A 26,903-nucleotide genomic window follows, 5' to 3' on the forward strand; every position below is an offset into this window, starting at 1 on the left:
AATTAAATAAAAATGGGTGTTTTGGAAATAGAAAGTGTTGAAATTTATCGAAATCTCTATTAGGTTTTGAGTTTCAATCCCTAAGAGGGGTGATTGGAAATTTGAAGAGCGATTGCAGTTGCAATCTTAAATTGCTCTGCTTGATCAATTGTCCCCTCTATATTAAATTAGATAGATCGCTGGTTAGTTTCACCAGCAGATTGCGGCTGCCAAAGCTACACCGCCATATCCCCCGAAACCGGGGAACATCCGAAGATATTATAGTGATTATACCACCCAAAACCAATTTTTAACCACACTTCATGATCTGTAAAGTTAGTGAATTTAAGGCCAATTTTACAGCCGATCAAATCGCCACTACTAAAGCCGGTCATGAGAGAATGGGCGATAAGGATCACGTCTTCACCCGTGCCGAGATTAAAGCCTCTGGATGGTTTGGCGGCTATGGCTACTCTTGCCCCATTCAACGCGACCACAACCCCGGACTAATCAGCAATTCAGCCATGAAGGACTCCAAACGAGGCTTAGGCATCCTTGCCAGGGCTAGAGATTTACAAGACCGGTCAATTATTACCCCCGACCTCCTCAAAGATTTAGACCGGCAACTGATCCTCAACGTGCAACAAAAATATCGCATGGGATTACTCGAACAACTAGGGGGCGCTTGGGATAAATATGTAAAAGACCGCTACAGTAAAGAATCCCTACGTCGAGGAAAGCCGAAATTTAAGGGAACGAATACCCCTGTAACCACCATTCGCCACCCCAACCCCAATGCCGGAGGCAAAAAACCCCAATCAGCCGATGCTGTCCGCACTGTAGGAGAAAATCGGCTAAAAATCCCCGGTTTTGGCGATGTTCACCTCCCCGGACTTGACCAGCGCTGGGGAAAGAGTCGGGTAAAAGTGATGCAAATTGTCGAGAAAGCATCCGGGTTTTTTGTCCAACTCACCCGCGAAGAACCGCCCCGACGGGTGCGAAATGTGGAGCCGAGAGGCTATGCAGGGGTTGATTGGGGATGGAAAGAAGAGAACTATTGCTCCGTAACTTGGGTGAATGAAGAGGGAAAAACCCGCAGTCAACAAATCAGTAAACCCCGATTTTATCGGGACTCCCAAGAAAAACTGAAGAAAGCACAGCAACACCTGGATGAGAAACTCTACCGTCGGCTGATTCTGTGGATACATCACCCGGACACGAATCTATTGGATTATGTCTCGAAAGCAGATGCGGACATCCTCAAAACTTGCCGCACGGTTGAGGATTTGTGCGCCCATATTGGTGTTGACTTAAACGCCAGCACCATTCAGCGCCTACGGTGGAAGCAGTGCGGAGACTCCCAAGGGGTGAAAAACTGCAAGCAGAAAATCAAGCGCATCCACGAAAAGACGAAACGCAGACGGCGATCGCATCAATACCGGATTGCTTCCTATTTAACCACCTATTCCTCCGGTATCGCCGTTGAGCATGGCTTGCAGAATAAGGTAGGAAAGGCAAAAGCCAAAGCCAAAGAGGACGGGAGCGGCTTTGACAAAAACCAAGCGGCGGCTGTAGCGGGCCAAAATAAGAGTAATCTGGATGCGGCGATCGGTCAACAAATCGACTTAATCGACAAGAAAACCCAAGAATTCGGTAAAAAGATGCAGCGCCTAAAACCTGCGTCCGATCTACCCTTATCTCGGATTTGCTGCCAATGCCTAGCCTATGATCCAGACATGGACATCAATAAGCCTGTCTATCGGTGTACCCATTGCGGATATGAAGGCGATCGGGATATCAACTCTTCCGAACTCATCGCCAAACTCGGACGCGAACCCAACCTCCAAAAAACCATCAAACAAAACATCAAGAAAACCCGCAAAAAATAGGAGAGAAAAAAAGTCCCCCTTCTCCCACGGGAGAAGGGGGGTAGGGGGAAGAAGGCAAACGCAACCTATGACAACTTCATCGCCAACTCTGCCAACTTTTGCCCCAAAGCCTTAACCGACTTCTGTTGCCGTTCATCCTTCAGTTGATCCTCACCATCAAACTGCTCAAAGGCATTCGGAATCGTCTTTTGATCCGGCAAAACCATCACGCCAATATTCTCCAAAATCGCCCGTAAATGAACCAATCCCCTCAAACCTCCTACGCCTCCCGGAGAAATACTCATAATTCCAGCCACCTTACCCCGAAAACAACTAAGCGCCAAAGGGGGTTCATCCGGTTCCGAACGGGACAACCAATCAATCGTATTTTTCAATAATCCCGTAATTGAGCTATTGTATTCCGGAGAGGCAATTAACAACCCTTGGTGAGTCTTAAACAGCGCCTTCAAAGCCAAAACCGACTCCGGTAAACCTTCCTTCTCTTCTAAATCCTGGTCATAAATCGGCATCGGGTAATCCCGCAAATCAATAAATGTCACTTCTGCGCCTGCTTCCGTAGCTCCTTGAGCCGCAATTTTCACCAGTTTTTTATGAAAAGATTCCTGGCGAGCGCTACCTGCAAAAGCGAGAATTTTGGTTGAATTAGACATGATTCATTCAGTAAAAAAAATGAGTAGTTAACCGTTGCCCTCATCCCCCAACCCCTCTGGAGATGAGGGGAGAGGGAGATAAGCAGAGGGCATTAACAAAAACTAAGCCAAATCAAACAGCAGAAACTCCGAGGATTCTTGGGCTTGTAAATTTAAGGTTTCCGTATGGGCGATCGCAGCCCCATCTCCAGTTTCCAATACTGTACCATTAACTGACAGTTTTCCCCGCACCATTTGTATCCATCCATAACGCTCTGGGGCAAACTCATAAGCTAACGCCACCCCTGGATCTAACACCGAAGCAAACAACTTAGCATCTTGATGAATCACCACCGAACCCTGCTCACCATCCGGAGAAACCAACAACCGCAGTTGATTTTGTTTCGATGCTGGACTAAAATATTGTTGTTGATAACCCGGATTTAACCCCTTTTGATTCGGTAAAATCCAGATTTGCAAAAAATGCCCCCAATCTTCCTGAGAAGGATTATACTCACTATGGGTAACCCCCGTTCCTGCACTCATAATTTGCACATCTCCCGGACGAATTACCGACCCATTGCCCATGCTATCCTGATGCTCTAAAGCGCCATCAATCACATAGGAAATAATTTCCATATCTCGGTGGGGATGGGTTCCAAAACCCGAACCGCCCTTAATTCGGTCTTCATTAATCACCAAAAGATGGCGAAATCCTTGATACTTAGGGTCATAATAATTGGCAAAAGAAAAGGTATGATATGAATTTAACCATCCATGGTTAGCTAATCCCCGCTCTGAGGATTTACGAACTGTGATTTGGGGGGTTTGTAGGGGTGTATGAACCATAACCTAACTTCTGAATTCAACCATTAATGATAAGTGTAGTCCAGCCCAACTGAGCCTGTAAAGACGGCACTTCAAAGTGCCCTAGTACCCAAAAAGTAACAATGGACAGTAAATTAGAGTCCTCAACCCGCCTAACCTGTGCCGTAGAAACTACCATCAAAGTGATTGGGGGACGCTGGAAAGTGTTAATTCTGCGCGAACTGTTCTCTGGAGTCAAGCGCTTTGGAGAACTGCAACGAGCCATTTCTGGAGTCACGCAGAAAATGCTCACCCAACAACTGCGAGAAATGGAAGAAGATGGACTAATTCAGCGCGTGGTTTATGCCCAAGTACCGCCCAAAGTTGAGTATTCTTTAACCCCCACAGGAGAGAGTTTAGAACCAGTTTTAACAGCGATGCATGACTGGGCAATTGAGTATATGGACATCAAGGATGGATAATTACAGTGCTTTGCGCTGTAATGAAGTGCAGTAGTAAAAGATCCCCCTCTAACCCCCTGCTTAATAAGGGGGGGAATAAGAAAGTCCCCCTTTTTTAAGGGGGATTTAGGGGGATCAAAGTGTACCGGATAGCAGAGAAAACTGCTGTAGGTAATGGGTAATGGGAAAACCATAAAATCTTCATAAATTTTCTAATAATTCCAGAACTGACTTGGGCAATAATTTCTCCTTAAACCAGACAATGGGAATGGGACACTCGGAAATCTTAACCCCAGCTTTTTCTAGATTCAAACGGTCAGAAATCGCCAAAATAAAAGCCTTGTCATCAATAAATTTCACCTGATAAAATTTCTTCTGTAAATAACTCGGTCGCCAATAGCCCACAATTTCTAATAAAACCGATCGCCCATCGGCATGGACAAAGCGAAAATCCGGAATCATCACACTACCGGGAATGGGGATTAAATCCACTTCTCGCTCTAAAGCCCAATCGGTTTTCTGCTTTTCCCAGCGATCGGCAAAAGCTGACTCAATCATACTATCATAGGGTTTTCCGGGGGGATAATGGCTGACTAACTGACATTGGGAATCTAAAGAAAACTTACCTTGTTTCGGCGCACCCGTATAGAAATCACGGGTTTGTAAATTGGCTTCGATGCTCCATTTGGTCACATGCAACAGAGCCGGAATTAACTTAGCCAAAGCCAGTCCATAGCGCGTACTCACCTTTAGTAAACTAGAGGGCCCATCAATGGTAATCGTAAACCCATGGTCGGCATCCCCTTCAATATATGCCATCAATTGAAACAGCTTCAGATAGCGAAATAAGAGCTTATATTCTCCGGGAACATTGCGATGTGCATTAATTTTAATATGGGTGGCGCGATAAAAGATACCTTGCACTTGGGACAGGTTATAGCGATGCAGCAGCGCTTCCGGTTCTGGGGGGTCAAATTGGGTGAAGATGCGATTTTCGATTAAATCGGCATAGAGTCCTTGACGCAGTTCATCAATGACTACTTCGCGCTTGAGTTCTTGGCTCAAACTGTGGGCCACTTGGGTTAAGGTGTGTTCTGTCCAGTCGTGTCCCGGCCGACCTTGGGCCGCTGCGGCAAAGATGCGCTGTCTGAGCAGGGGGGGGTCAAGGGGGCTGATGATTTCAAAGGTAGAAAAGGAGCTTTTCAAGAGATGAGCGAGTCCGCGCTTGATGCGAAAATCGGGACTTTCGCCTTCAAATTCCTGTAAGCTGCGATCGAGGTCTTTTTGGGGTTGTCCGATATGGTCTTGAAAACAGGCAATTAAATCGGTGGCTATCCCTATCCAATAGCGGTCTAGTTTGAGTCTTTTGGGAATAATAGTTTCGCCGCTATAGCGATAAATCAGTAATTCGCTCGGTAGCATGATCAATTAAAAATTAAAAATTAAAAATTAAACATCCTATTCCCTATTCCCTATTCCAAGAATCCAATTTACGCCATCGGCTAAATCTGTGGCGATATAATCGGGTCGAGTATGGTGCTGATAGTCTCCGGAGAGAACCCGCGAACCATAACCAGTTTGGACTAAAATGCCTTGACATCCGGCATTATGAGCCATGTCTACATCTGTCGCTTTATCGCCGACAACAAAACTAGAACTGAGGTCTAAGTCATGTTCCCAAGCGGCTGCGACTAACATGCCGGTGTTGGGTTTGCGCCAGGTACTCCATCGGGCAAATTCTGGGTCAATACCGCCTTCTGGGGGGCTGAGATAGGGACAGACGAAGAGGGCATCTAAGACGGCTCCAGCTTGGGTTTTTAGGAGGCTACGGAGGCGCTGATGGAGCGCATTGACATGATCGATACTATAGTACGATCGCGCCGGCCCCGATTGATTGGTCACCAGGCAACAGAAGAAGTTTTGGTCATTTAAGCGGCGCACTGCTTGAGCGACACCGGGAATGAGGTTGAGGTCTTCTACTCGATGGATATAACCGACTTCTTGGTTGAGAACTCCATCACGGTCTAGAAATACGGCGGGTTGGCTCATGGGAGAGGGGATAGACTTGTTAATTCACTTTACCAAGGTGTACCAATCATGGTAAACGCCGCCCAAATAACATTTGAGAAACCATTTAACCCAACCCTCGGCGATCGCCCCCTGGCGTTTGCAGAAGGTAAAATAGATACAGCACACCAGGAGCCAGATATGACACTCAATGAACTCTTGCCAGCCATTGATCAACTCAACCCCACTGACAAACAAAAACTATTCGAGCTTCTCGATCGCGAACTGCACCCAACCCCCCCTACACCAGCCCCAGAACTCCAACCCGAAAACTTTCAAAACGAGGGCCAGTGGATCATCCCCGTCTTTGAGCGACACTTCAGTGCGATCGAACCGGGCGAAATTCCCATAGAGCCACGGGAACCCAGATGAATTTCCCCTCCATTCTTCACCTATTCCCTAGCGCGAAGCGCCTGCCCTCTCCCTTCGGCTTCCCCAGAGCAGGGTCTGCGGGAGCGTCGCTCTGAGCGAAGTCGAAGGGGGGGCCGCCAGATGAGGGTAAACGATAGAGAGCTAACTGCCGAGAATTTTCTCCAGTACCATTTGGGGGGTAATATCTGCTATCTTGCCCGTAGGGGAAGAAATACTGATATATTTGTCACTGGCAGGAAGAAGTTTCTGCGGGTCAGTGGGGCCAAAGAGGGCGATGGTAAAGGTTTTTACCGCTACAGACAAGTGCATGGGGGCGCTATCGGTACAGAGCATTAAGTTGGCATTGGCAATCATGGCGGCTAGTTTACCAATGTCTGGGGGTGAGGTGACTTTTAAGTTGGGACAAACTTGTATCAGTTGGCTCACCAGGGCTTCGTCTTCGGGGCCTTTCAGCACGACTAGGGGTAAGTCTGGCTGTTGCTGGTTGAGGGTTTGGACAATGGCTTGCCATTTGGCGACAGGATAGATTTTATCAATGCCTTTGGTTTGGGCCAGTTGGCTCGACCCTCCATGAATTAAGAGATAACCGCCTTCACCGATGCCGAGTTTTTGCTGTTCTTGCTCGGCCCATTCGATGTCTTTTTTGGGGACGTTGAGGGAGAGGTCGGGACAGGGGCCGCTGATGTTCAGACCTTGGAGGAGGTCATAGTACATATGAGCGGCGTATTGCTCGGTTTTGAGGGGAATGGGGTTGGAGAGGAAGAAAGACCCCGGCCCTTGATAACTGATGCGGGTGGGGATACCGGTGAGCCAGAGGAGCAGACCGACGGCCCAGCGTTGACCGAGGGAGAGGGCGACTTCGTATTCGCGATCGCGTAAAATACCCAATAAATTCCCCCAGTCTGCCGGAGAGTTGCGGTCTTTGAAGTCAAAGGCAAACACATCATTTACAGACTGACTGACGCGATAGGCTCCCTTTGAGCGGGGTTCGACAATGACATCGATTTCCGCTTTGGGGTAGGATTGTTTCAGGCGATCGAGCGTCGGAAAAAATAAGATCTGATCGCCAATGCCACCAGGAACAAGGGCTACTACTTTCATGACCTTCTTATAGAATGTATCAACGCTTGCATTGTATAGCGCTTTCCGCTAGTAATGGTGAATTGGTAATAGGTTGCTTCACCCCATGAACCCGCCCGACCCCATTCAGATCCCAAACCAGAGGTGGGTTTTAATCGAATTAACGGCAACGCCAGCCAAGAAATGTCATCATAAAAGAGGTTTGTAACTGTACAACTAAGATAGATCAACCCTTATGCCCACTTATACCGGAATCTCTAGCGAAGCCTTCCGTCATCCCCTAGACTGGGAAGCCGAACAAACCTTACGCAGTTTCCCAGGATTTGATGCAGTCGCTCGCAAATTTGTAGAATTTATTTACGAACGTCCTCAATATATTTACTTAATGGGCAACAGTATTGAAGTGGGGCCCCGCCAGTATTCCACCATTTATCAACTGTTTCGGGAATCTGTCCGCGATCTGGATGTTTCCCCACAACCGGACTTATTTGTGTCCCAAAATCCCCAAGTCAATAGTTATGCTTTGGGCAAAGATAAGCCGTTTATTGTTCTGAATACCGGCTTATTGGACTTGATGAGTGAAGCGGAAATTAAAACTGTCCTGGCTCACGAACTCGGTCATATTAAGTGTGGCCACACCATTTTAATTCAGATGGCGATCTGGGCCATGAACACAGCAGCAGCGATCGGTGAAATGACCTTTGGCTTAGGCAATGTCGTCAGTAGCGGTCTCATCTATGCCTTTTACGAATGGCGGCGCAAAGCTGAACTATCAGCAGATCGTGCCGCTCTCCTCGTCACCGATAACCTTCCTCTCGTCATGAATACCATGATGAAAATGGCAGGGGGATCGAGTCAATATGGCCATGAAGTCAATCTACAAGAATTTATCCGTCAATCTCAAACCTATCAAGACCTGGATCAAGACAATCTCAATCAGGTTTATAAGTTTCTTCTGTACAATGGAGGACAGGGAATGCTCCTAAGTCATCCCTTCCCCGTTGACCGGCTCCAATATCTACAAACCTGGTATGATTCCCCAGAATATGCCCAAATTCGTCAAGGAAATTATCGCCAAGAGGCTGCCGAAGGATCGGTCAATGTGGACTCAGAAGCGCCCAAGTCAGCAAGAAAAGAAGCAGAAGACCTGCGTCATCAACTTGAAGAGTTACAGCAAGAAATTGAGCGACTCAAAACCCAAAAACAGAAAAACTAATACTCTACTGCCATGTCACTGGTGATTCTGGTTGTCGAAGATGATCTGGGAACACGCCTTGCTATTCAAGACTATTTAGAGCAGGGAGGTTATTCGGTTATCCTGGCGGCACATGGACAAGAAGCTCTGCAACAGGTTAAACAATATCATCCCTATCTGATAGTCACAGATATTGCTATGCCCTTGATGGATGGCTACGAATTGGTGCGCCAGATCCGTAAGCAACCGGAATTTCGTTTATTGCCGGTAGTTTTCTTAACGGCTCGTACAGCTATGGAAGACCGCATTCGGGGCTATCAGTTAGGATGTGATATGTATTTACCCAAACCCTTTGAACTCGAAGAGTTAGGGGCAGTGGTACGGAATTTGGTTGAACGCTATTCATTAATGATGCAGGCAACCTCTAAAGCCCCGACTCCTGCTATTGGTACTTCTTCGGAACCGTTAACCAGCAAAATTGTACCCCCCGATCTAGCTTTGACTAATCGAGAATGGGATGTTCTGCATTTACTTACCAGTGGCTTATCGAATGCACAAATTGGCCAGCGTTTACATTTAAGTCCCCGCACCATTGAAAAATATGTGAGTAGCTTATTACGCAAAACCTTAACGAATAATCGAGCAGAACTGGTTCACTATGTCATGCAACACGGGTTGATTGAGTAGGGAGTAGGGGGAATGATATAGCGCTTTGCGCTGTATCAAGTCCGGTGAATGGGAAAAGACAAGCGGGCAAGATGCCCGCACTCCTGGAATCCCTTGATATTATTGGAGTGGGAGCGTCTGGCTCCCTAGACTTTTAATTATGGATGAATAACTGGATTTGATATTAATTGTTAATTGTTAATTGATGTAACAACCCCTCACAGGCATCCATGAGTAAATCAATGACCTGATTAAACCCTTCCGGGCCACCATAATAGGGGTCTGGAACTTCGGAAATCTGGGGATGACGAGTGCAGAAATCACACATTAGACGCACTTTATCCTTATACTGATTTCTCTGGTCTAAGAACAAAATATTACGATAATTATCCTTGTCCATGGCCAGGATCAAATCAAACGCTTCAAAATCTTCCGTCTGAAACTGACGCGCCTTTCCTTTCAGCTCAATCCCTTGTTTTGCTGCTGCGGCTGCCATGCGGCGGTCTGGGGAGCTACCAATATGATAGGCACTTGTACCGGCTGAATCGCACTCAATTTGGTCTTCTAAACCCCGTTGGGCGATCAAATGGTTCATAATATTTTCGGCGGAAGGCGATCGGCAAATGTTGCCCAGACACACAAATAACAGCTTATATGGCATTCTCTTTACAGCAGTTCTAGTCAGTACAAAAGGGGGTCACGATCGCCTGTTCACTTCAAGATCCCAGACCCATGAACCCCTGAGCAAGCATTATCCCATACCCGGCAGATTTAATCCTTCTGTCAAGGATTCCATCTTTTCCTTCATGGTGGCTGTAGACTTGTTATAAGCATCTTTCATGGCTGCGGTAACCAAGTCTGAGACCACATCAGCCCCTTCTCCCAGAACATCAGGAGAAATAGTTACACGCTGGGGATTTTGGTTGCCATTCATGACCACCTTAACCAGTCCACCGCCTGCTTCTCCCTCAACTTCGAGTTCCTCTAACTCTTCTTGGAGTTGCTTTGCTCCCTCTTGAACCTGTTGAGCTTTTTTAAACGCTTCGGTCAGCTCTTTCATTTTTCCTAAACCGAAGCCAAATCCCTTTCCTTGTGACATAATTGATTAACTCTAATTTGGGTTGTTCTGCTTTCCTACGCTATTTTACCCACACTTGGCTCAGGCATAACCAAAATGGCGGTAAAAATCTCAGGAGATCTAGGGTTAGACCCTTGACTCCTAAGAGATAGGAGTGTTTTGAGTTATGGGTTAAACTTTCCTAAAATCTTCACTTCCGGTTTCAATTGGATTGACCATTGCCGAGCCACTTGATCCTGAACATAGTGAATTAATTGATAAATATCACTGGCTTTTGCCTGGCCACAGTTGAGAATAAAGTTGGCATGGAGTTCAGAAACCTGGGCATCTCCAATTTTATAGCCCTTCAGGCCCGTTTTTTCAATCAGTTGGGCCGCTTTTTGGGGTTCAGGATTGCGAAACACACTGCCACAACTGGGCAGATGATAGGGTTGGGTGGCGTGACGTTGATGGAGATGGGTATTGGTCGTTGCTATTATCCTTTGGGGATCGTGGGTTGGCTTGAGTTGAAACCGAGCCTGAGTAACCGTGTAGTTTGACCCTTGCAGGATAGAGCTGCGGTAACGATATTCGAGGTCTGCATGGGTTAAGGTTTGATTGATGCCGTTACCAGAGATCACTTCAATATCCATGAGAATATCGGCAATACAGCTTTTGTGGGCCCCAGCATTCATCACTACAGCTCCCCCAACGGTTCCGGGAATGCCGATCGCCCATTCGAGTCCAGACCACCCCCTACGAGCCACTTGCCGAGCTAGATAGGCTAAGGACACACCAGCACCAACGCTCACTTGTGCCATCTGATCGTCATACTCAATATTTCGCAGATTTCGAGTCCCGATCACCAGTCCCGGTAACCCCTCATCACTAATTAACAAGTTTGATCCTGCCCCGATCACGGTCACAGGTAGAGATTTTGATTTTGCCCAAGCTAAACTCTCCAGTAATTCGGCTTCTGATTGAGGGGCAGCATACCATTGAGCTGGCCCCCCCACCCGAAATGAGGTTAACCCTGCTAAGGGGACATGGGATTGAATCATACTCGGTTGACTCACCCCATCCGTTGGTTTGAGTTGGATGCCTTCAGGAGCCATCTGAGTCAGACCACGAGCGCTTTTGAGTCTAGGGGGATCGTAGGAAATTGTCATGGGTTTTCATCAATGGTGTATGGGCAGGTGGAGGAGGTGGGGAGAACGTGAGGGATTAAACCGAACGAGAGATGAGTGGGGGAATAATTTGGTTTAAGTTCCCAGCTCCTAGAAACACGGCATAATCTCCCGGTTGTAAATGGGTGGCCAAGTAGTGTTCAACGTCTTTGAGTGTGGGTTGATAGCAGACTCGATCGTGATATTGACCGATCGCCTGAGCGACGCTTTCACCCTGGAGATGCTCTAAATTAGCTTCACCGGCACTATAGATATCCGTTACCACCACTTGATTGGCTTGTCCGAAGGATTGGGCGAATTCGGCCAGAAACATTTGGGTTCGACTATAGCGGTGGGGTTGGAATATGGCTATCACTCGCTGGTCTTTAGCTCTGAGACTGGCTGCGGCTAATGTCGCTTGGATTTCACTGGGATGGTGAGCATAGTCATCAATGAGTATACTGCCATTAAATTCTCCTCGGTATTCAAAGCGTCGTTTGGCTCCTTCAAAGGAGGACAGGGCCTCCTGAATGGTGGTAAATTCGATGCCTAAGTGACGACCTACGGCGATCGCCGCCAGCCCATTGCTAAGATTGTGCTGGCCTAAGAGGGGAATTTCTATATTCCCTAACACCTGACCTCGCTCCCAGACCCTCGCCTGGGTTCCTTGGGAGGTATAGACCACCCGATCGACGCTGTATGCTGCCCCTGACTCTAAATCTAAACTATAGGTAAGAGTGGGATGAATGCGATCGCGCACCGTTGCACAATCAATGCATCCCACTAATGTTTTACACTGTTTCTTAAATCTTTCAAAGGTTTCAATCACCTGATCGAGACTGTCATAATGATCGGGATGATCTAATTCTATATTGGTAATCACTCCAATTTCTGCTGCCAATTTAACCAGAGAACCATCTGATTCATCTGCTTCTGCCACTAGAAATTCTCCTTGGCCAAATCGGGCATTTCCTTCCCAGGCTTTGACTTCTCCCCCAATGATAATGGTGGGATCTAACGCGGCTCTGAGCAACAGATAACCGATTAAACTACTGGTGGTGGTTTTACCATGGGTTCCGGCCACGGCTACACTCCGATAGTCTTGGATCAGAGCAGCGAGGACATCAGAGCGATGAAAAATGGGACAGCCCAATTCTAGAGCGGCTCGATATTCTGCGTTATTGGTATTGATGGCGGTTGAGCAAATCACTTGGGGTAAGCGATACGGATCGGTTACGGTTGGGTTCGTTGTAGTGACTGGGCTTTGGGGGACTGGGGCGATCGCCTCTTGAGCTTGGCTTTCCCTCTCTTCTCCCCTCTCTAAGTCAGAGCGGTTAAATTGATAGATTTCTAAGTTTTGGCCCTCTTGAGAGCCAAAAATCTGAGTTCCTAACCCCTGCAACCGTTCGGTAATATGGGATAAGCGAATATCTGAACCCGAAACGGGTAGGTTTCGTTTGGCTAAAATGTACGCTAAAGCGGACATGCCTATCCCACCTATCCCGATAAAATGGAAGGGTTTGCCACCAAAGTCTATCGGACTAAGCATTTTTTCCTCACACACCACACCAATAACACGCGATATCATATTTCAGGATTTGTTTTTATGGCAATACTATGCCATAAAATTCCCAATCTGTTCCTGAGCATCACCATGGTTTTCCCTATTTTGATTCTGTTTGTGCCCCCCAGGATAGCCTGATTTGGATGTTTTTGAGTTTTATGATATAATAGAGAGATTTATTTATTATCTCTTCGTTTTGCTTGCCCCTGCTTCCGGAAATTAAACCGGATGTTCTCAAAAACTCGGTTCCCTTTTATGGTATCTTCAGATTGAACAGGCTTTCTCATGCTTAGGAAGCTCAACTCAATTCTGGAAGATTTTCTAGATTAGAGGATAAACAACAGAATCTGGCTTCACCCAAGCCAGGCTCTATCGGGCTTAACCCTGGATCGCTAGATGGACTGCCTCAATCAATCGATGGCGATCGCCAGTGAGTGACCCAAAATCAAGCAGCCTTATCTGCATGGTTTTTGGGGAGTCAGTCATAAAATTTGGTGTCCATCCGATCCCTGATTCAGGGCGAGGAGAGCTGATTTTGTAGTGCGATCGCACGCGAACAGCGATTTTCTAGTCGGGTTAATGTCACAATAAACATTTAGCATTTGCTTAAAAATACTTGGTTGAAGAAATAGAGGGCAAGACGAAGTGATTAGAGTAGCAATTAACGGTTTTGGTCGGATTGGACGCAACTTCATGCGCTGCTGGGCAGGCAGAGAGAATAGCAACCTGGAAGTTGTGGGTATTAATGATACTTCCGATCCGAAAACAAACGCCCATTTGCTCAAATATGACTCCATGTTGGGCACATTGGATGCAGAGATATCGGCGGATGAGAACTCCCTAACGGTCAATGGTAAGACCATTAAATGTGTTTCCGATCGCAACCCCCTAAACTTACCCTGGAAAGAATGGGATATCGATTTAATTATTGAATCGACAGGGGTATTTGTAACCGAAGAAGGAGCATCCAAGCATTTACAAGCGGGAGCTAAAAAGGTTCTGATTACTGCTCCCGGAAAAGGAGGAAACATCGGAACCTTCGTAGTCGGAGTCAACGATCAACAGTATCGGCATGGAGATTATAACGTCGTCAGTAATGCCAGTTGCACGACGAACTGTTTAGCTCCATTTGCCAAGGTTCTCCATGAGAAGTTTGGGATCATTAAGGGAACCATGACCACTACCCATAGTTATACGGGTGACCAACGCCTGCTTGATGCTTCTCACCGCGATGTCCGTCGTGCTAGAGCCGCAGCATTGAATATTGTTCCGACCTCTACCGGAGCAGCTAAAGCTGTAGCCTTGGTGATTCCTGAATTAAGAGGAAAACTCAATGGGATAGCCATGCGGGTTCCGACTCCTAATGTATCCGTTGTGGACTTAGTGGTTCAGGTGGAGAAAAGGACTTTTGTAGAAGAGGTCAATGAAGTGCTGCAAGAAGCGGCTGAAGGCCCCTTAAAAGGAGTTCTCGAATATAGCGATCTCCCATTAGTCTCTTGTGACTATCGCGGTCATGATGCTTCTTCTATTGTGGATGCCAGCCTAACCATGGTCATGGATGGCGATATGGTAAAAGTGATTGCCTGGTATGACAATGAGTGGGGATACTCTCAGCGAGTTGTGGATCTGGCTGAGGTGGTGGCGAAGAACTGGCAAGCCTAAATAGCTTAAATATAGATGCATTGCCTCCATTGCCCATTGACTCCATAATTTAATTAAAATGTTGGAAGCCCCAACGTCGATCTAAGGTCGAGTTGGGGTTTGGTTTATCTCCATAGTCGAAATGATCTAAAAGTTCCAGGCGATCGCCAACGGTGAGTTCTCCAATGACGGCTGCATCTTCCCCCAGTTTCTCTACAAACGGCTCGGCGACTTGTGGAGGAAGACACAGCACTAACTCAAAATCTTCTCCTCCATAAAAAGCCCAATGGCGAATTTCTTCTTCAGAAAGTACAGCCTTTAAGCCGTGAGCCGTGGGAATTTTGCTCAGATGAATCTGAGCGCCCACCCCACTGGCTCGGCAAATCTGCTCTAGGGCATCGGCTAACCCGTCACTACTATCCATTCCGGTGATCCATTGGGGATGCAACTCCCATAACTGAGGCAAAACATCTAGGCGCGGTTTCGGATATTGATGGGCTTGAATTAACCGTTGGCGATCGCCAGGGGATAGAGCCGTAGACCACTCCGGATTTAACAAACATTCTAAGCCTGCGCGGGAGGCTCCATGAACCCCGGTGACCACAATTCGATCGCCTGGTTCTCCTGTATGGCGCTGACAGAGGCGATCGGGTTGCACTTGTCCCAAAGCAGTAATACTGAGGGAAATCACTGGCGATCGCACCACATCCCCGCCGATAATGGGAGTCTCATAGGGGTGTAAACACTCTGTCATCCCTTCATAGAGGGATTCAACCCACTCCACTTCCGTGTCCCCTGGCAAGCTTAACCCCACCGTGATCCCCAAAGGCGCAGCGCCCATCGCGGCTAAATCCGATAAATTCGCTGCTACCGCTCGCCAGCCCACTGCATGGGGGGGCGTGGTGCGATCGCTAAAATGGACTCCATCCACCAACACATCCGTGGTCACCACCATCGAGTATCCTGGGGAAAGCTCTAACACTGCCCCATCATCACCCACCCGATGGGCCGGACAAAACCGAAAAAGATGCTGCAACAGACCCTGTTCACCAATTTCTTTAACCTTCATAACCCCGTCGTAAACTATTAAAAGCGTCTTCTATACTTTAAACCCTGACATGATCGGCGAAAATCCTGCTTTAATTCCCTTACTGATCCTGACCCTTCTGATGTGTATCGGTCTCTTTTTCTTTATCCGCGCATCGGTGAAAGACCGAACGGAAGAAATCACGCTCATTGCTAACGTTACAGAAGAAGAATTACTTCCCCAATTGCAAGACTATTTTGACCGCCGAGCCTATCAAGTCACAGCCCTAGAGAGCCAAACCCAGAAAATTACTCTCGAAGGTACGGTTCAGCCCAGTTGGTTTCTAGCCATCTTTCTCTCTTTTTTAGCTGCCCTCGGCATCCTTTGTGCTAATCTTGTATTCTCCACCCTCTGGTCTGAGTTTCCCCCAATCCTATGGATGGGCGTTGCCCTTGCCCCTGGTGCAGGCCTTTTCTACTGGAAGGGTGCTTATCGTACTGAACAAGTGGAGCTGCAAGTTCAACCCTTAGATCAACCGACCCAAACGGCGCAAAGTTTGATTGCTCTGAAAGCACACCGAGATGAACTTGCTGAACTTCAGAAAGCCTTAGACCCCTTGATCTCTTCTGAGGCAGAGTTCACCTAAAACCCTGCCTCAGAAACTTGCCGAGTGACCTGAAGCTTGACACGCTGCTATCCGATCGGATAAGGTGTATCAGCTTATTTGGCTTCAGTTACGCCGGTTCCCAGTAGCATTGATGGGGCTTGGAGTTCATCGGGATGTTTAAGACTGGGAAACAGAAAATGGTTTTCCTCAACATATTGAGCGCCGAATAAACCTTTTTCTGCCCAGAAGTACCGATCTGTGGTATGCTCGTTCCGCTTGACCAGTAATAAAGCGGGTGGGATAATCCCTTGGGCACGAATGAATTTTCGTGCTGCCGTTACAGGTTTATCTTCGCCGCTTTCAATGCTATACTGAGGAACTTGTTCGAGGATGCGTCGTCCTTCCTGACGACGACGGCTTTTGCGCTTACGTCTTCTAGCCAAATGTCCTTACCTCCCCTTTTAGCAGACAGATGTAGTTGTGGTTACAAAATACGTGCAGATTATATCGGTTTATATGAAAAAAATCAATCGGTCTTAAGATAAATCAACAAAATTTCCTAATCATCGGGGGTCACTTTCTGTGGAGATGCCCAGAGAACTTCCGGGCTAAACCCCTTGAGTCCCCGGAAACCACTACAATAGGGAAAGCGAAATCTAACTCTGGCATTACGGCAATGTCGGATGTTGTGAAATCCTAACGTCCCTGCTTAAGTTCTATCCTCATGTTAAGGCCTGCCAGTTCGGAATTTATTGAACTGTGTCGATCGCAAATCTCCCTACTGACCCAATCCTTGGGAGCTTCATTAAGTGCAGTTTATCTGACCGAACATCATCTAGACCGGTCGTTTACCCAACTGATTCCGATCGCCGCTTATCCGGATCGGGCGACTCCCTGGAATGAGCTAGAAGCGATCGCTTTTCTTCCCTCAGATTGGCAATTTCAAGGTCTCACCCCTTCTTTACCCGATCCCCTCGATCCGAAGCCAGAATCAGCCGACTCGGAGGTACTCCCCCAATCCCATCAACTGATTCTCCCCCTGGTGAAACAAAAGATGTTGATGGGCTTTTTGGTGACGCAACGGCAAGATCGACACTGGAATGATCTAGAGCGAGAACAGATTCAACAAATTACCAATACGTTGGCGATCGCTTGTTTATTGGATCAACGGGGGCAATGGTCTGAACACCGTTATCAACAACAGACTGAGCTGGAAAGTAAGCGTCATGAACTGTTGCATAATTTTTTGCATCAATTTCGCAACCCCCTAACGGCTTTGGGAACCTTTGGGAAATTGCTGCTCAAGCGACTAGCGCCGGCAGATCCCAATCGGGCGATCGCTGAAAATATGCTCCGGGAAAGTACCAGGCTCCAAGATTTGCTGCAACATTTTAATCAATCCATGGATGTCCTAGAACAATCGGATCGTACTCTAGAATCTGATGGAAGTGAGGCTTCAGAACCCCGATTGTTGAGTGCGACAGCTTCTGCGGTGGCCCAACTCCCTGCTTCCCTCGGAGCCATGCCCCTCACCCTTGAATCTTGCGCCATTGAAGAGATCTTAGGCGCTCTTTTGCCGTCGATTGAGGCGATCGCCGAAGATAAGGGACTGACCCTCAAACAGCAAATTCCCGATGATTTACCCCTGATTGATGTCGATCCGAAGGCGTTAACGGAAGTCTTAAACAACCTTTTAGAAAATGGGATCAAATACACCCCAGCACCGGGAACCATTTATCTACAAGTTACGGCTCACAACAGCCAAAATCAACTGCTCATAGCCATTAGCGACACAGGCCCAGGAATTCCCCCAGAAGATATTACAGAGGTCTTTAAGCGCCATTATCGCGGGGTTCAGAGCCAAGGAGAGATTCCCGGAACCGGTTTGGGTTTGGCGATCGCCAAAGATTTAACCGAACAAATGCAGGGAACTCTGAAAGTCTTTAGTCCAGCCGCCTATCCACCCGAAGCCACCCAAGGTACAACGTTTGTGATTAGTTTACCGATTCCATAATATCCATTAAAAATTAAAGATCTAGGGTGGGCAAATACTTCAGACAAAGGAGAAGGAAACTTAACGATTAATTTTGCCCACCTTGCGCTCTAAACCACTTATAAAACTGTCACAAGTGCCCAAAACCTGAGTAATTTGCTCGCTACTATCCAAGATAAATCACTGCTCAAAAATGAATTATGATTTCTAAAAGCTTAGGAAACTTCATTGCTTTTAGTGTGGGATTAGTGCTGGTTGTTTTGGTCACCTTTGGCCTATTAACTTGGCTGCATATTCCCACCGGTAACTTTTTAGATTGGATTGTAGGAACGGCGAGTTTTTGGTGGTTGATGGCCATTGTTACCGTTCCTTGGAATGTCTATTTTACGGCTAAATCGGTTTTAGATAATGGCCAAGAATCGATGAATAAAGGCATTCCTATTAACTTAGAACAACAGCGTTATGTGAGTGTTGTAGCTCGTCGCGCCCTGCAAATAGCGATCGCCCTTCACCTGCTCTCGGCGATCGGACTCTATTTATTAGCAGCCACTGGTATCAGTGCGATCGGCTACATTAGCTCCGGAGCGGCCCTCTTATTTACCGGTTTAAGGCCGGCGATCGCCTTCTATCAATATCTCGTCATTCGTCTCAACGGTCTTAACCAAAGCTTCAAATATCCCCGCGAAGACATCCTCGAAGTGCGAGGACGGCTCATGGAAATGGAAAAAACCCTCAAAGCCCTCAGCAAAAAACTCGATCAAAACCATCAGCAACATCAAGACCAATTAGACACCTTGCGCCAAGACCTCAGTCGGTTAGCCACCGCCCACGAAGACCTGAAAGCAACTAACCAAGCTGCCCATCAGCAACTCTCTAGAGAAGCCCAAACCGCCCTAGCCCAAATCAATGAAGATTCCCAATTTCTCAACCATGCCAGAGAAATTATTCGCTTTTTCAAAAGTGCTTAAGCGCTATGGGCTGGTAATGGGAAAATCATCAATCAAAAAAAAGAGGGGGTGATTCAACCCCCTCCAGGTATATCAATTCAGGCCAATGGTTGTTTATTTAACGCTAACTTTAGCGCCTGCTTCTTCAAGCTGCTTCTTAGCATCTTCTGCCGCATCTTTAGCCACTGCCTCTTTAACCGCTTTAGGCGCAGATTCCACCATTTCTTTGGCTTCTTTCAGACCCAAACCGGTCAGGCCACGAACCACCTTAAGCACGGCAATTTTCTTATCAGCCGGAACTTCTTCCAGAACCACATCAAATTCGGTTTTCTCTTCCACTTCCTCAGCCGGAGCCGCAGCCCCACCAGCACCGGGAGCCATCATCATCATGCCACCAGCCGGAGCCGCAGCACTTACCCCAAAGGTTTCTTCGATTTGCTTCACCAGTTCAGAGGCTTCGAGCAGAGAAAGGGTTTTCAGCTTTTCAATGATTTCGTCAGTAACAGCAGACATAGTTAGGTATACTCCGTATTAGTCATTTACGATCGCGTGAAGGGGATTCTAAGCAGCATCACTGCCAGCGTCCCCTCCTTCTTTGTCCACGTAGGCTTGCAGGCCACGGGCAATCGAGGATGGAACTTGATTAATTCCAACCGCCAGTTTGGTGGCCACGCCATTAATGGCCCCAGCAATTTGAGCGATGAGTTCCTCTTTAGAGGGCAAGTCACCAATGGCTTTGATCTCTTCCTCGGAGAGGGCCCGGCCTTCCATGACTCCGCCCCGGAGGACTGTTTTCTTGGTGGCTTTTTGAAAGCCTTGATAGGCCTTAATGGCTCCACCAATGTCGTCTTTAACCAGTAAAAAGGCCGAAGCGTCGGAAAGGAATTCCTTCATGGGTTCCCAAGCTTCATCCCCTTCTACGGCTTTCCGCATTAGGGTATTCTTGGTGACCTTGCAGGTGGTTCCGGTTGGGCGCAGTTGTTGCCGTAAATTGGTGATTTCGGCAACGGACAGACCTTTATAGTCAATGACAACGGCCAGTTGGGTATCCTTCAAGCTTTCTTGAAGCTCGGCAAGGATTTCCTTTTTGTTTTCTAGGGTTCTCCCCATTGATGTGTTACCTCCATGGTCTGAGTCAGACCTTACTCGGACTTTGGCATTAGTGGCCCAAAAGCAACGCCCCGACGGGGAGCCGGGGCGTTGCGGGCGAAAATGAGCGCCCCAATCTGGCCATACTGAGTTGGCGATCGGGGATTTAAGAACATTTTCGATAGGCCTCGGCAGGAAATTAAGCAGTACGCACCTGCTATCTTGGGCTGAATTGATATAAAAAATTCAGAGGTTTAGAGTTTTAGACGCGCTGCAATCTAAATCTGTACAAGCTAGGCAGCTTCAGCAGCTTTGAGATCTCGCAAGAAGGAAATATCGACCTCAATGGGCGGGCCCATGCTGGCACAAATATGGACGGTGCGCCAGTATCGACCTTTTGCACCAGAGGGTTTGTTGCGATCGACGGTTTCTTGGATCGCTTTGAGGTTTTCTAAGAGATCTTCGGCGCTAAAGGCTGCTTTGCCAAAGAGAATATGGACGATTCCAGTCCGGTCAGCGCGGAATTCGAGTTTACCGGCTTTGACTTCAGTAATTGCCTGAGCAACATCAAAGGTGACGGTTCCCGCTTTCGGTGAAGGCATTAAGCCACGGGGCCCCAATAAACGACCGAGTTTTGCTACTTGCGGCATCATGTCTGGTGTGGCAATCAGGCGATCGAAGTCCATCCGTCCTTTCTGGATTTCATCAATCAGTTCTTCAGAACCATAGACATCTGCGCCACCACTGGAGGCTTCTGAAACTTTTTCCCCTCTAGCAATAACAGCGACTCGGACAGTTTGCCCCGTTCCTTTAGGTAAAACAACGGTGGTTCTTAACTGCTGATCGGTATATTTGGGGTCAATTCCTAGGCGAATATGAACTTCTGCTGATTCTGGAAATTTGGCCGTTGCTGTCTCTTTGAGTAATTGAATGGCTTCTAAAGGTTCATAGGGCCGATCTTCTACTTTTTTGTACAGCTCTTGCAGTCTGCGCGATAGCTTTCTAGGCATGTTTTTTGAGTCTCCTGGGGTGGATAACGAAGGTTTGACTTCTCCCCCGCGATTGATTCAATAGGGTTGTCTCAAGATTAGACAATTTTATTATGATAGCACAAGAAGAATACTTCTTCTAGTCCACCACTTTGACTCCCATATTGCGGGCGGTTCCAGCGACGATATTCATGGCTGCCTCGATGTCATTGGCATTTAAATCGGGCATTTTGGTTTGGGCAATTTCTTGCAGTTGGTCGCGGGTGATGGTTCCGACTTTTTGTTTGTTGGGTTCGGCTGAACCTTTGTCAATTTTGGCCGCTTTTTTAATCAGAACCGAAGCGGGAGGGGTTTTGAGAACAAAGGTAAAACTGCGGTCTTCGTAAACGGAGATTTCAACCGGAATCACCATACCGGGTTGATCGGCAGTTTTGGCATTGTATTCTTTACAGAACATCATGATGTTCACCCCATGTTGACCCAAGGCAGGGCCAACGGGGGGAGCAGGGTTAGCTTTACCCGCAGGTAAGGCTAGTTTAATCATGGCAACAACTTTTTTACCCATTGGCTAATTATCCTAATTAACTTTATTGTTTTTCAACTTGGTTGAACTCGAGTTCGACTGGGGTATCTCGACCGAAAATTGAGAGGAGGGCTTTGAGTTTGCTCCGTTCGGGGCTAACTTCAATCACTTCTCCTTCAAAATCTTTGAATGGCCCAGATAAGACCAGGATTTTGTCACCAGGGGCCATATCAATTCTGACCACTGTTTTGTCTTCCTGGGTCTGTTTGAACATGCGCTCGACTTCTGTCGGACTCAGGGGAAGGGGTTTAACATGGCCCCGTCCTCGACCGTAGCGACGTTTTTGTTCTGCCCCTACAAAGTTAATCACATTGGGGGTGTTTTTGACTACCGGCCAGGTTTCATCGTCGAGAACCATATGGATCAAGACGTACCCAGGAAGAACTTTTTCTATACTCTGTTGAGATTTGCCGCCTTTGCGGAATTGAACCGTGGATTTTTCCGGTATCTTGACTTCCAGAATGCGGTTGGCGACGTTGAGGGTTTGCTTCCGTTGTTCTAGGTTGTTTTTGACTCGCTTTTCACAACCGGAGGCAACTTGTACGGCGTACCACCTGGGTTTTTCAGCCGGTTTATTTTCGGTTTCCTGGGGGTCGGTTTCTCTGGGGTTTGACTCGAAAGACTCCTCTGATACCATGCTCAAAATACCTGACTGGCTGTCCACATAAATAGTTTATCGACTGCAAAGATGAGAAAGGCGAATAGTCCTACCATGGACATGACGGCAACAGATTCACTGATGAGTTGTTGGCGAGAGGGCCAAACAACTTTTTGCAGTTCGTCTTTGGTTCCTTGCAGGAATTTTTGGGTAACCTCTATGGGGTTTTCTGATTTTTCTGGGGCTTGAGCGGTTTCTTTTTTGGCCACGGTGTTTGGATCTCCCTTGCAATTGGGTGGTTGGGTGAGGGGTGAACTGTGCCCATGTTGTGAGCATGGGTGTGTTGGGTTCTCCCCTGGTGTTGATTTCCAGTTTAACGAACCTGGCTTGTGTTTTACGACCTTTACACCACTTCCTTTTCGGCTGCTCAGGCAGCCCTAACCGGGACGGATGACACGCTGGCCAATTGGAATGAGCTAACGCGCCCTGGAGGACTTGAACCCCCGACATCAGGTTTTGGAGACCTGCGTTCTACCAACTGAACTAAGAGCGCACGGAGATTTTTTATAACCTCAGCTCTCTGATTGTACAGCTCAATTGGAAGTAGTGTCAAGGGGGAGGGTTATTTGGTCTTGATTTTTTTGTTTAGGGGGCGATCGAAGCGCTGTTTGAGACGGGTGGCTTTACCGACGCGATCGCGCAGATAATAGAGTTTGGCTCGGCGGGCTTTTCCTCGACGGATGACTTGAATACTGGCGATCCGGGGAGAGTGGAGTAGAAAGACTCGCTCTACGCCTACGCCTTGGAAGATTCTGCGGACGGTAATGGTTTCGTTGATGCCTCCATTGCGTTTGGCAATGACGACTCCTTCGTAGGGCTGGGTTCTTTCTTTTCCACCTTCACGGATTCTTACGCCGACTTTGATGGTATCTCCAACGTAGATTAGGGGAATTTCTGGTTTCATTTGTTCCGCTTCGATGGAGCGGATGATCTCTTGAGCGTGCATGGCCTTCTATTTCCTAAAAACTCACAATTTTTTATTGTAACTCAAATCTTAAGTTTCCGTCTAGAAGGAATTGGGGTTACCCTAGAGGGTGGGTGAGTGTATGGAGTCGGGTATGAGTAAAACTGAAGAAATTTTATCTCAATTACCAGGGGATGTGCTGGCAGGGTTGCGAAAGGCGGATCAGCTCTGGTCGGGTGTGCGCTCATCAAGTATACCGGTTCCTGAAGTGATTACGGTAGCTGATCCGGGGAGTGCGGAGGATAAACCCTTAGATACGGATGTGGTGATCTGTGGGGGCACTCTGGGGATTATGATGGGCTGTGCGTTGCAGTTGCGCGGCATTGGGGTGACGGTGGTAGAGCGGGGCATTTTGCGCGGTAGGGTGCAGGAGTGGAATATTTCCCGTCGGGAGTTGGGGGTGTTGGTGGAGTTGGGGGTTTTGACTGAGGAGGAGCTGGAGGAGGCGATCGCCACTGAGTATAACCCAGCCCGGATTAGTTTTCCCGGTAGCCGGGATATTTGGGTTAAGGGTATCCTCAATATTGGCATCGATCCGGTGTTTCTGTTGGAGTGTCTAAAGCAGCGTTTCTTGGCAGCCGGAGGAACTCTATTAGAGCAAACGCCGTTTGCAGGAGCGACGATTTACCCAGATCGCATTATCGTCAAAGCGGGAAATCAAAATATTAACGCTCGCTTACTCCTCGATGCCATGGGGCACTTTTCCCCTATCAGCAAACAAGCACGAGCCGGAGCAAAACCGGATGCCGTCTGTTTAGTCGTCGGTAGCGTCGCTCAAGGCTATCCCCAAAACGACACCGGAGATCTCTTTGTCTCCTTCACTCCCCCGATGCATCACTGTCAATATTTCTGGGAAGCCTTTCCTGCCAAAGATGGGCGCACCACCTATTTATTCACCTACTTAGATGCCCATCGCGATCGCTTTAGCCTAGAATTTTTCTATGAAGAATACTTGCGCCTACTCCCCGAATACCAAAACATTTCCCTCGATCAACTCACCTTTCAACGCGCCCTCTTCGGCTTCTTTCCCTGCTATCAAAACAGTCCCCTAAAACTCCCCTTCGATCGCATCTTACCCATCGGTGATAGTAGTGGTAGCCAGTCGCCCCTCAGTTTTGGCGGTTTTGGAGCCATGATCCGACACCTAAAGCGTTTAACCTTGGGTATAGAAGAAGCCTTAAGCCTCGATACCCTGACCCAAAAACAATTATCCCTTCTCCAACCCTATCAACCCAGTTTATCCGTCACTTGGCTCTTCCAGCGCTCCATGAGTTTAAGCATGGAAAGTAAAGACTTTCTCGTGCCTCCCAATGACTTGCTCCGGGGCGTTTTTGCCATTATGGAAGAAGCAGGCGATGATGTTTTACGTCCCTTTTTGCAAGATGTGGTGCAGTTTCCCGGCTTAACTGAAACCTTACTCAAAACCTGGATTCAACAACCCCTTTCTGTCCTCAAAATCATTCCCCAAGTCGGCTTACCCACCCTGATTAATTGGATGATCCATTATCAGAATTTAGGCGTTTATACCCTATTAGATATACTGGGTAATTCCTTAGACCCCGATCTGCAATTCCTTTCTCCAGAGCAACGCTACACTTATCACCGTTGGCGAGAGGGTTGGCACTACGGCTCAGGACGGGATTATGAGTAATAAGTAATATCAAGTCCGGGTAATCAATTAAAATATGGCGGTAAGGTGGGCAGGGTATGCGGGTAGAATTTGAATCATTTTGCCTAGGCTCCTGCCCAGCCTACAAGGATTGGTAATTACTGAGCCACCCCTTACTAGGCACAAGATAGCACGATCGACCCATTAACGTCGGGACGGCTGATGTGAAGATCGTACTGGGGTAAACCGTTCTGTTTCGCCCGCAAGAACATCTTTGATTAAAAGATCTTAATTTTTCATACAAGATAGCTATAAAAATACATAAATCACAATCTTTACACAATTAAAAACTTTTAGTCCATACTAAAAAAAGACTTGAATTTTGGCAAAGTTCTTCAGTTCCCTGCTTGACCCTCAATTTCCCAAGCTTAAACTCATGAAAATCAAAATGATTTTACCCGCCTTAACCGAAGCCCTTAGTCCCCATTGGCGACCAATTAAATATTCCCTATTTCCACCTTTAGGTTTAGCCACAATCGCCTCATTTTTTAGTCCAGACGATGAGATTGATTTACAAGATGAGCATGTGGAAGTCTTAACTTTAGACGATAGCCCCGATTTAGTCGTGATTCAAGTGTATATTACCTCGGCTTATCGGGCCTATGAATTAGCCGATCATTATCGTCAAAAAGGCGCTTATATTGTTTTAGGAGGATTGCATGTAACGGCCTTACCCCAAGAAGCACAACAGTATGCAGATACGATATTTTTAGGGCCAGGAGAGGATACTTGGCCTCGTTTTTTAGCCGATTTTCGGGCTGGACATCCCCAAAAGCGATATAGTTCTCAGGAACGAGATTTACTCAGCGCTCCGCCCATTCGTCGAGATCTCATTAAACGCCATTTGTATCTGATACCTAATTCCATTGTGGTGTCTAGAGGCTGTCCCCATCATTGTGATTTTTGTTATAAAGATGCATTTTTTCAAGGGGGGAAATCCTTTTATACACAATCGGTCGATCAGGCTTTAGCAGAAATTGAACGTTTACCGGGACGCTATTTATTTTTTCTCGATGATCATTTGTTTGGGAATGCCCAATTTGCGCGGGAACTCTTTACCGGTATGCTGGGTATGAATCGGATTTGGCAAGCCGCAGGAACGATTCAGGCAGTTTTACAACCCAAGCTGTTAGAATTGGCGGTTGAAAGTGGTCTGAGAAGTTTGTTTATTGAGTTTGAAACCTTAAATGCTGATAATTTACGCCAACAGCATAAATATCATAACTTAAATCGGGATTATACGGCTGCTATTCGGCGCTTACAGGATTTGGGAGTAATGATTAATGGTAGTTTTGTGTTTGGCATGGATGAAGATGATGAGAGTGTTTTTGAGACGACGGTAGAATGGGCGATTTCCCAGGGAATTGAAACGGCAACTTTTCATATTCTCACCCCCTATCCCGGTACACCGCTCTATGAACGGATGGTGAAAGAAGGACGAATTTTAACCCAAAATTGGGATTTATACGATACTCGTCATGTGGTGTTTCAACCGGCAAAAATGAGTGTAGAAAGGTTGGAAGCGGGGTATTGGCAAGCCTATCAAGATTTTTATCGGTGGAGTGCCATTTGGCAAGGAGCAGCGACTAAAACCAGTTTTAATCATCGCTTACGTCATTTGGTTTATGCGGGGAGTTGGAAAAAATTTGAGCCGTTCTGGGATTGGGTGATTCGCGGTCACCAATTGGGCAAAATGATGCCGCTTTTAGAATCAGTTTTACAGGGTTTTCATCGGTTTCCAAATAGTCAGCGATCGCCCAAAGAGGTCTTGATATAAAGTCCGGTTAAACAGTTGTCATTGCGA

The 26,903-nt window shown here is 47.2% G+C and carries 29 protein-coding genes, 1 tRNA gene and 1 other annotated feature; of the genes, 11 read left to right on the top strand and 19 right to left on the bottom strand.

Annotated features, from left to right (window positions below; translation table 11 throughout):
* Positions 1-302 precede the first annotated feature (302 nt).
* Positions 303-1,868: a transposase gene (locus PMG25_RS05660; protein ID WP_283765931.1), complete on the top strand. Its 1,566-nt coding sequence runs from the start codon at positions 303-305 to the stop codon at positions 1,866-1,868.
* A gap of 65 nt (positions 1,869-1,933) precedes the next feature.
* On the opposite strand, the gene PMG25_RS05665 is transcribed toward PMG25_RS05660, so the two are convergent.
* Both PMG25_RS05665 and PMG25_RS05670 read right to left on the bottom strand, forming a co-directional pair.
* Positions 1,934-2,518 (bottom strand): NADPH-dependent FMN reductase, encoded by a 585-nt coding sequence (locus PMG25_RS05665; RefSeq protein ID WP_283765932.1) that lies wholly within the window; start codon positions 2,516-2,518, stop codon positions 1,934-1,936.
* A gap of 102 nt (positions 2,519-2,620) precedes the next feature.
* On the bottom strand, positions 2,621-3,346 hold the full coding sequence (locus PMG25_RS05670) for a pirin family protein (protein ID WP_283765933.1): 726 nt from the start codon (positions 3,344-3,346) through the stop codon (positions 2,621-2,623).
* 101 nt (positions 3,347-3,447) lie between these two features.
* On the opposite strand from PMG25_RS05670, the gene PMG25_RS05675 reads away from it, so the two are divergent.
* Positions 3,448-3,786 (top strand): winged helix-turn-helix transcriptional regulator, encoded by a 339-nt coding sequence (locus tag PMG25_RS05675; RefSeq protein ID WP_283765934.1) that lies wholly within the window; start codon positions 3,448-3,450, stop codon positions 3,784-3,786.
* 180 nt (positions 3,787-3,966) lie between these two features.
* On the opposite strand, the gene PMG25_RS05680 is transcribed toward PMG25_RS05675, so the two are convergent.
* Both PMG25_RS05680 and PMG25_RS05685 read right to left on the bottom strand, forming a co-directional pair.
* Positions 3,967-5,187, bottom strand: coding sequence for a DUF790 family protein (locus PMG25_RS05680; RefSeq protein WP_283765935.1), 1,221 nt, complete (start codon positions 5,185-5,187; stop codon positions 3,967-3,969).
* Between the two features lie 36 nt (positions 5,188-5,223).
* On the bottom strand, positions 5,224-5,814 hold the full coding sequence (locus tag PMG25_RS05685) for a D-glycero-alpha-D-manno-heptose-1,7-bisphosphate 7-phosphatase (protein ID WP_283765936.1): 591 nt from the start codon (positions 5,812-5,814) through the stop codon (positions 5,224-5,226).
* A gap of 48 nt (positions 5,815-5,862) precedes the next feature.
* Between PMG25_RS05685 and PMG25_RS05690 the strand changes: the two genes are divergently transcribed.
* A complete protein-coding gene (locus PMG25_RS05690; RefSeq protein ID WP_283765937.1) occupies positions 5,863-6,204 on the top strand; it encodes a hypothetical protein in 342 nt (113 codons plus the stop codon).
* A gap of 141 nt (positions 6,205-6,345) precedes the next feature.
* On the opposite strand, the gene PMG25_RS05695 is transcribed toward PMG25_RS05690, so the two are convergent.
* Positions 6,346-7,305 (bottom strand): glycosyltransferase family 9 protein, encoded by a 960-nt coding sequence (locus PMG25_RS05695; RefSeq protein WP_283765938.1) that lies wholly within the window; start codon positions 7,303-7,305, stop codon positions 6,346-6,348.
* A gap of 214 nt (positions 7,306-7,519) precedes the next feature.
* Here PMG25_RS05695 and PMG25_RS05700 point away from each other — a divergent pair, with 214 nt between their 5' ends.
* A complete protein-coding gene (locus PMG25_RS05700; protein WP_283765939.1) occupies positions 7,520-8,500 on the top strand; it encodes a M48 family metallopeptidase in 981 nt (326 codons plus the stop codon).
* A gap of 12 nt (positions 8,501-8,512) precedes the next feature.
* Positions 8,513-9,166 (top strand): response regulator transcription factor, encoded by a 654-nt coding sequence (locus PMG25_RS05705; RefSeq protein WP_283765940.1) that lies wholly within the window; start codon positions 8,513-8,515, stop codon positions 9,164-9,166.
* A 163-nt stretch (positions 9,167-9,329) separates the two neighbouring features.
* Here PMG25_RS05705 and PMG25_RS05710 read toward each other — a convergent pair whose 3' ends face one another.
* The 4 genes from PMG25_RS05710 to murC all read right to left on the bottom strand — a co-directional run bounded on the left by PMG25_RS05710 (position 9,330) and on the right by murC (position 12,917).
* The gene (locus PMG25_RS05710) at positions 9,330-9,806 is read right to left on the bottom strand and encodes a low molecular weight protein-tyrosine-phosphatase (protein WP_283765941.1); all 477 of its coding nucleotides are present in this window, start codon (positions 9,804-9,806) and stop codon (positions 9,330-9,332) included.
* Between the two features lie 90 nt (positions 9,807-9,896).
* Entirely contained in the window at positions 9,897-10,244 is a 348-nt protein-coding gene (locus PMG25_RS05715) for a YbaB/EbfC family nucleoid-associated protein (RefSeq protein ID WP_430540951.1), read from the bottom strand.
* A gap of 143 nt (positions 10,245-10,387) precedes the next feature.
* Positions 10,388-11,371 carry a UDP-N-acetylmuramate dehydrogenase gene (gene murB / locus PMG25_RS05720; protein WP_283765942.1) on the bottom strand — a complete coding sequence of 328 codons (984 nt, stop codon included), beginning with the start codon at positions 11,369-11,371 and terminating at the stop codon, positions 10,388-10,390.
* A 55-nt stretch (positions 11,372-11,426) separates the two neighbouring features.
* Positions 11,427-12,917, bottom strand: a complete 1,491-nt coding sequence (murC, locus tag PMG25_RS05725) for a UDP-N-acetylmuramate--L-alanine ligase (RefSeq protein ID WP_347178751.1) — start codon at positions 12,915-12,917, stop codon at positions 11,427-11,429.
* A gap of 660 nt (positions 12,918-13,577) precedes the next feature.
* Here murC and PMG25_RS05730 point away from each other — a divergent pair.
* Complete coding sequence (locus PMG25_RS05730) at positions 13,578-14,594, top strand: type I glyceraldehyde-3-phosphate dehydrogenase (RefSeq protein WP_283765944.1); 1,017 nt, start codon at positions 13,578-13,580, stop codon at positions 14,592-14,594.
* Between the two features lie 49 nt (positions 14,595-14,643).
* Here the strand turns inward: PMG25_RS05730 and thiL are convergent, their stop codons facing one another.
* Complete coding sequence (gene thiL, locus PMG25_RS05735; protein ID WP_283765945.1) at positions 14,644-15,642, bottom strand: thiamine-phosphate kinase; 999 nt, start codon at positions 15,640-15,642, stop codon at positions 14,644-14,646.
* A gap of 49 nt (positions 15,643-15,691) precedes the next feature.
* Here thiL and PMG25_RS05740 point away from each other — a divergent pair, with 49 nt between their 5' ends.
* On the top strand, positions 15,692-16,246 hold the full coding sequence (locus tag PMG25_RS05740; RefSeq protein ID WP_283765946.1) for a cofactor assembly of complex C subunit B: 555 nt from the start codon (positions 15,692-15,694) through the stop codon (positions 16,244-16,246).
* Positions 16,247-16,320: 74 nt separating this feature from the next.
* Here PMG25_RS05740 and PMG25_RS05745 read toward each other — a convergent pair whose 3' ends face one another.
* Positions 16,321-16,650 (bottom strand): DUF3155 domain-containing protein, encoded by a 330-nt coding sequence (locus PMG25_RS05745; protein WP_283765947.1) that lies wholly within the window; start codon positions 16,648-16,650, stop codon positions 16,321-16,323.
* A gap of 281 nt (positions 16,651-16,931) precedes the next feature.
* Between PMG25_RS05745 and PMG25_RS05750 the strand changes: the two genes are divergently transcribed.
* Together PMG25_RS05750 and PMG25_RS05755 are read left to right on the top strand one after the other, a co-directional pair.
* Entirely contained in the window at positions 16,932-18,221 is a 1,290-nt protein-coding gene (locus tag PMG25_RS05750; RefSeq protein WP_283765948.1) for a sensor histidine kinase, read from the top strand.
* Between the two features lie 179 nt (positions 18,222-18,400).
* The gene (locus PMG25_RS05755) at positions 18,401-19,168 is read left to right on the top strand and encodes a hypothetical protein (RefSeq protein ID WP_283765949.1); all 768 of its coding nucleotides are present in this window, start codon (positions 18,401-18,403) and stop codon (positions 19,166-19,168) included.
* A 93-nt stretch (positions 19,169-19,261) separates the two neighbouring features.
* Here PMG25_RS05755 and rplL read toward each other — a convergent pair whose 3' ends face one another.
* From rplL to rplS, 8 genes are all read right to left on the bottom strand, one after another.
* Positions 19,262-19,660 (bottom strand): 50S ribosomal protein L7/L12, encoded by a 399-nt coding sequence (gene rplL, locus PMG25_RS05760; RefSeq protein WP_283765950.1) that lies wholly within the window; start codon positions 19,658-19,660, stop codon positions 19,262-19,264.
* 48 nt (positions 19,661-19,708) lie between these two features.
* The gene (rplJ, locus tag PMG25_RS05765) at positions 19,709-20,257 is read right to left on the bottom strand and encodes a 50S ribosomal protein L10 (protein WP_283765951.1); all 549 of its coding nucleotides are present in this window, start codon (positions 20,255-20,257) and stop codon (positions 19,709-19,711) included.
* A 51-nt stretch (positions 20,258-20,308) separates the two neighbouring features.
* Positions 20,309-20,481 (bottom strand) — a sequence feature (ribosomal protein L10 leader region).
* Positions 20,482-20,529: 48 nt separating this feature from the next.
* Entirely contained in the window at positions 20,530-21,246 is a 717-nt protein-coding gene (gene rplA, locus PMG25_RS05770; RefSeq protein ID WP_283765952.1) for a 50S ribosomal protein L1, read from the bottom strand.
* Positions 21,247-21,364: 118 nt separating this feature from the next.
* A complete protein-coding gene (gene rplK, locus PMG25_RS05775) occupies positions 21,365-21,790 on the bottom strand; it encodes a 50S ribosomal protein L11 (RefSeq protein WP_283763394.1) in 426 nt (141 codons plus the stop codon).
* 22 nt (positions 21,791-21,812) lie between these two features.
* Positions 21,813-22,445, bottom strand: coding sequence for a transcription termination/antitermination protein NusG (nusG, locus tag PMG25_RS05780; protein WP_283765953.1), 633 nt, complete (start codon positions 22,443-22,445; stop codon positions 21,813-21,815).
* Positions 22,446-22,447: 2 nt separating this feature from the next.
* Positions 22,448-22,675: a preprotein translocase subunit SecE gene (gene secE, locus PMG25_RS05785; RefSeq protein ID WP_283765954.1), complete on the bottom strand. Its 228-nt coding sequence runs from the start codon at positions 22,673-22,675 to the stop codon at positions 22,448-22,450.
* A 211-nt stretch (positions 22,676-22,886) separates the two neighbouring features.
* Positions 22,887-22,959: transfer RNA gene (locus tag PMG25_RS05790), tRNA-Trp, on the bottom strand.
* A 69-nt stretch (positions 22,960-23,028) separates the two neighbouring features.
* A complete protein-coding gene (gene rplS, locus PMG25_RS05795) occupies positions 23,029-23,412 on the bottom strand; it encodes a 50S ribosomal protein L19 (RefSeq protein WP_283765955.1) in 384 nt (127 codons plus the stop codon).
* 112 nt (positions 23,413-23,524) lie between these two features.
* Between rplS and PMG25_RS05800 the strand changes: the two genes are divergently transcribed.
* Positions 23,525-25,081, top strand: a complete 1,557-nt coding sequence (locus PMG25_RS05800) for an NAD(P)/FAD-dependent oxidoreductase (protein ID WP_283765956.1) — start codon at positions 23,525-23,527, stop codon at positions 25,079-25,081.
* A gap of 394 nt (positions 25,082-25,475) precedes the next feature.
* Positions 25,476-26,876, top strand: a complete 1,401-nt coding sequence (locus PMG25_RS05805) for a B12-binding domain-containing radical SAM protein (RefSeq protein ID WP_283765957.1) — start codon at positions 25,476-25,478, stop codon at positions 26,874-26,876.
* Positions 26,877-26,903: the final 27 nt, after the last annotated feature.

Origin of the sequence: Roseofilum capinflatum BLCC-M114 (assembly GCF_030068505.1) — a bacterium.
GTDB classification, from domain to species: domain Bacteria; phylum Cyanobacteriota; class Cyanobacteriia; order Cyanobacteriales; family Desertifilaceae; genus Roseofilum; species Roseofilum capinflatum.

Bases quoted from the DNA above. Each gene is read 5' to 3' on its own strand.
- PMG25_RS05660 (WP_283765931.1), top strand. From the start codon at position 303: ATGATCTGTAAAGTTAGTGAATTTAAGGCCAATTTTACAGCCGATCAA.
- PMG25_RS05665 (WP_283765932.1), bottom strand. From the start codon at position 2,518: ATGTCTAATTCAACCAAAATTCTCGCTTTTGCAGGTAGCGCTCGCCAG.
- PMG25_RS05670 (WP_283765933.1), bottom strand. From the start codon at position 3,346: ATGGTTCATACACCCCTACAAACCCCCCAAATCACAGTTCGTAAATCC.
- PMG25_RS05675 (WP_283765934.1), top strand. From the start codon at position 3,448: ATGGACAGTAAATTAGAGTCCTCAACCCGCCTAACCTGTGCCGTAGAA.
- PMG25_RS05680 (WP_283765935.1), bottom strand. From the start codon at position 5,187: ATGCTACCGAGCGAATTACTGATTTATCGCTATAGCGGCGAAACTATT.
- PMG25_RS05685 (WP_283765936.1), bottom strand. From the start codon at position 5,814: ATGAGCCAACCCGCCGTATTTCTAGACCGTGATGGAGTTCTCAACCAA.
- PMG25_RS05690 (WP_283765937.1), top strand. From the start codon at position 5,863: ATGGTAAACGCCGCCCAAATAACATTTGAGAAACCATTTAACCCAACC.
- PMG25_RS05695 (WP_283765938.1), bottom strand. From the start codon at position 7,305: ATGAAAGTAGTAGCCCTTGTTCCTGGTGGCATTGGCGATCAGATCTTA.
- PMG25_RS05700 (WP_283765939.1), top strand. From the start codon at position 7,520: ATGCCCACTTATACCGGAATCTCTAGCGAAGCCTTCCGTCATCCCCTA.
- PMG25_RS05705 (WP_283765940.1), top strand. From the start codon at position 8,513: ATGTCACTGGTGATTCTGGTTGTCGAAGATGATCTGGGAACACGCCTT.
- PMG25_RS05710 (WP_283765941.1), bottom strand. From the start codon at position 9,806: ATGCCATATAAGCTGTTATTTGTGTGTCTGGGCAACATTTGCCGATCG.
- PMG25_RS05715 (WP_430540951.1), bottom strand. From the start codon at position 10,244: ATGTCACAAGGAAAGGGATTTGGCTTCGGTTTAGGAAAAATGAAAGAG.
- murB (WP_283765942.1), bottom strand. From the start codon at position 11,371: ATGACAATTTCCTACGATCCCCCTAGACTCAAAAGCGCTCGTGGTCTG.
- murC (WP_347178751.1), bottom strand. From the start codon at position 12,917: ATGCTTAGTCCGATAGACTTTGGTGGCAAACCCTTCCATTTTATCGGG.
- thiL (WP_283765945.1), bottom strand. From the start codon at position 15,642: ATGAAGGTTAAAGAAATTGGTGAACAGGGTCTGTTGCAGCATCTTTTT.
- PMG25_RS05740 (WP_283765946.1), top strand. From the start codon at position 15,692: ATGATCGGCGAAAATCCTGCTTTAATTCCCTTACTGATCCTGACCCTT.
- PMG25_RS05750 (WP_283765948.1), top strand. From the start codon at position 16,932: ATGTTAAGGCCTGCCAGTTCGGAATTTATTGAACTGTGTCGATCGCAA.
- PMG25_RS05755 (WP_283765949.1), top strand. From the start codon at position 18,401: ATGATTTCTAAAAGCTTAGGAAACTTCATTGCTTTTAGTGTGGGATTA.
- rplL (WP_283765950.1), bottom strand. From the start codon at position 19,660: ATGTCTGCTGTTACTGACGAAATCATTGAAAAGCTGAAAACCCTTTCT.
- rplJ (WP_283765951.1), bottom strand. From the start codon at position 20,257: ATGGGGAGAACCCTAGAAAACAAAAAGGAAATCCTTGCCGAGCTTCAA.
- rplA (WP_283765952.1), bottom strand. From the start codon at position 21,246: ATGCCTAGAAAGCTATCGCGCAGACTGCAAGAGCTGTACAAAAAAGTA.
- rplK (WP_283763394.1), bottom strand. From the start codon at position 21,790: ATGGGTAAAAAAGTTGTTGCCATGATTAAACTAGCCTTACCTGCGGGT.
- nusG (WP_283765953.1), bottom strand. From the start codon at position 22,445: ATGGTATCAGAGGAGTCTTTCGAGTCAAACCCCAGAGAAACCGACCCC.
- rplS (WP_283765955.1), bottom strand. From the start codon at position 23,412: ATGCACGCTCAAGAGATCATCCGCTCCATCGAAGCGGAACAAATGAAA.
- PMG25_RS05800 (WP_283765956.1), top strand. From the start codon at position 23,525: ATGAGTAAAACTGAAGAAATTTTATCTCAATTACCAGGGGATGTGCTG.
- PMG25_RS05805 (WP_283765957.1), top strand. From the start codon at position 25,476: ATGAAAATCAAAATGATTTTACCCGCCTTAACCGAAGCCCTTAGTCCC.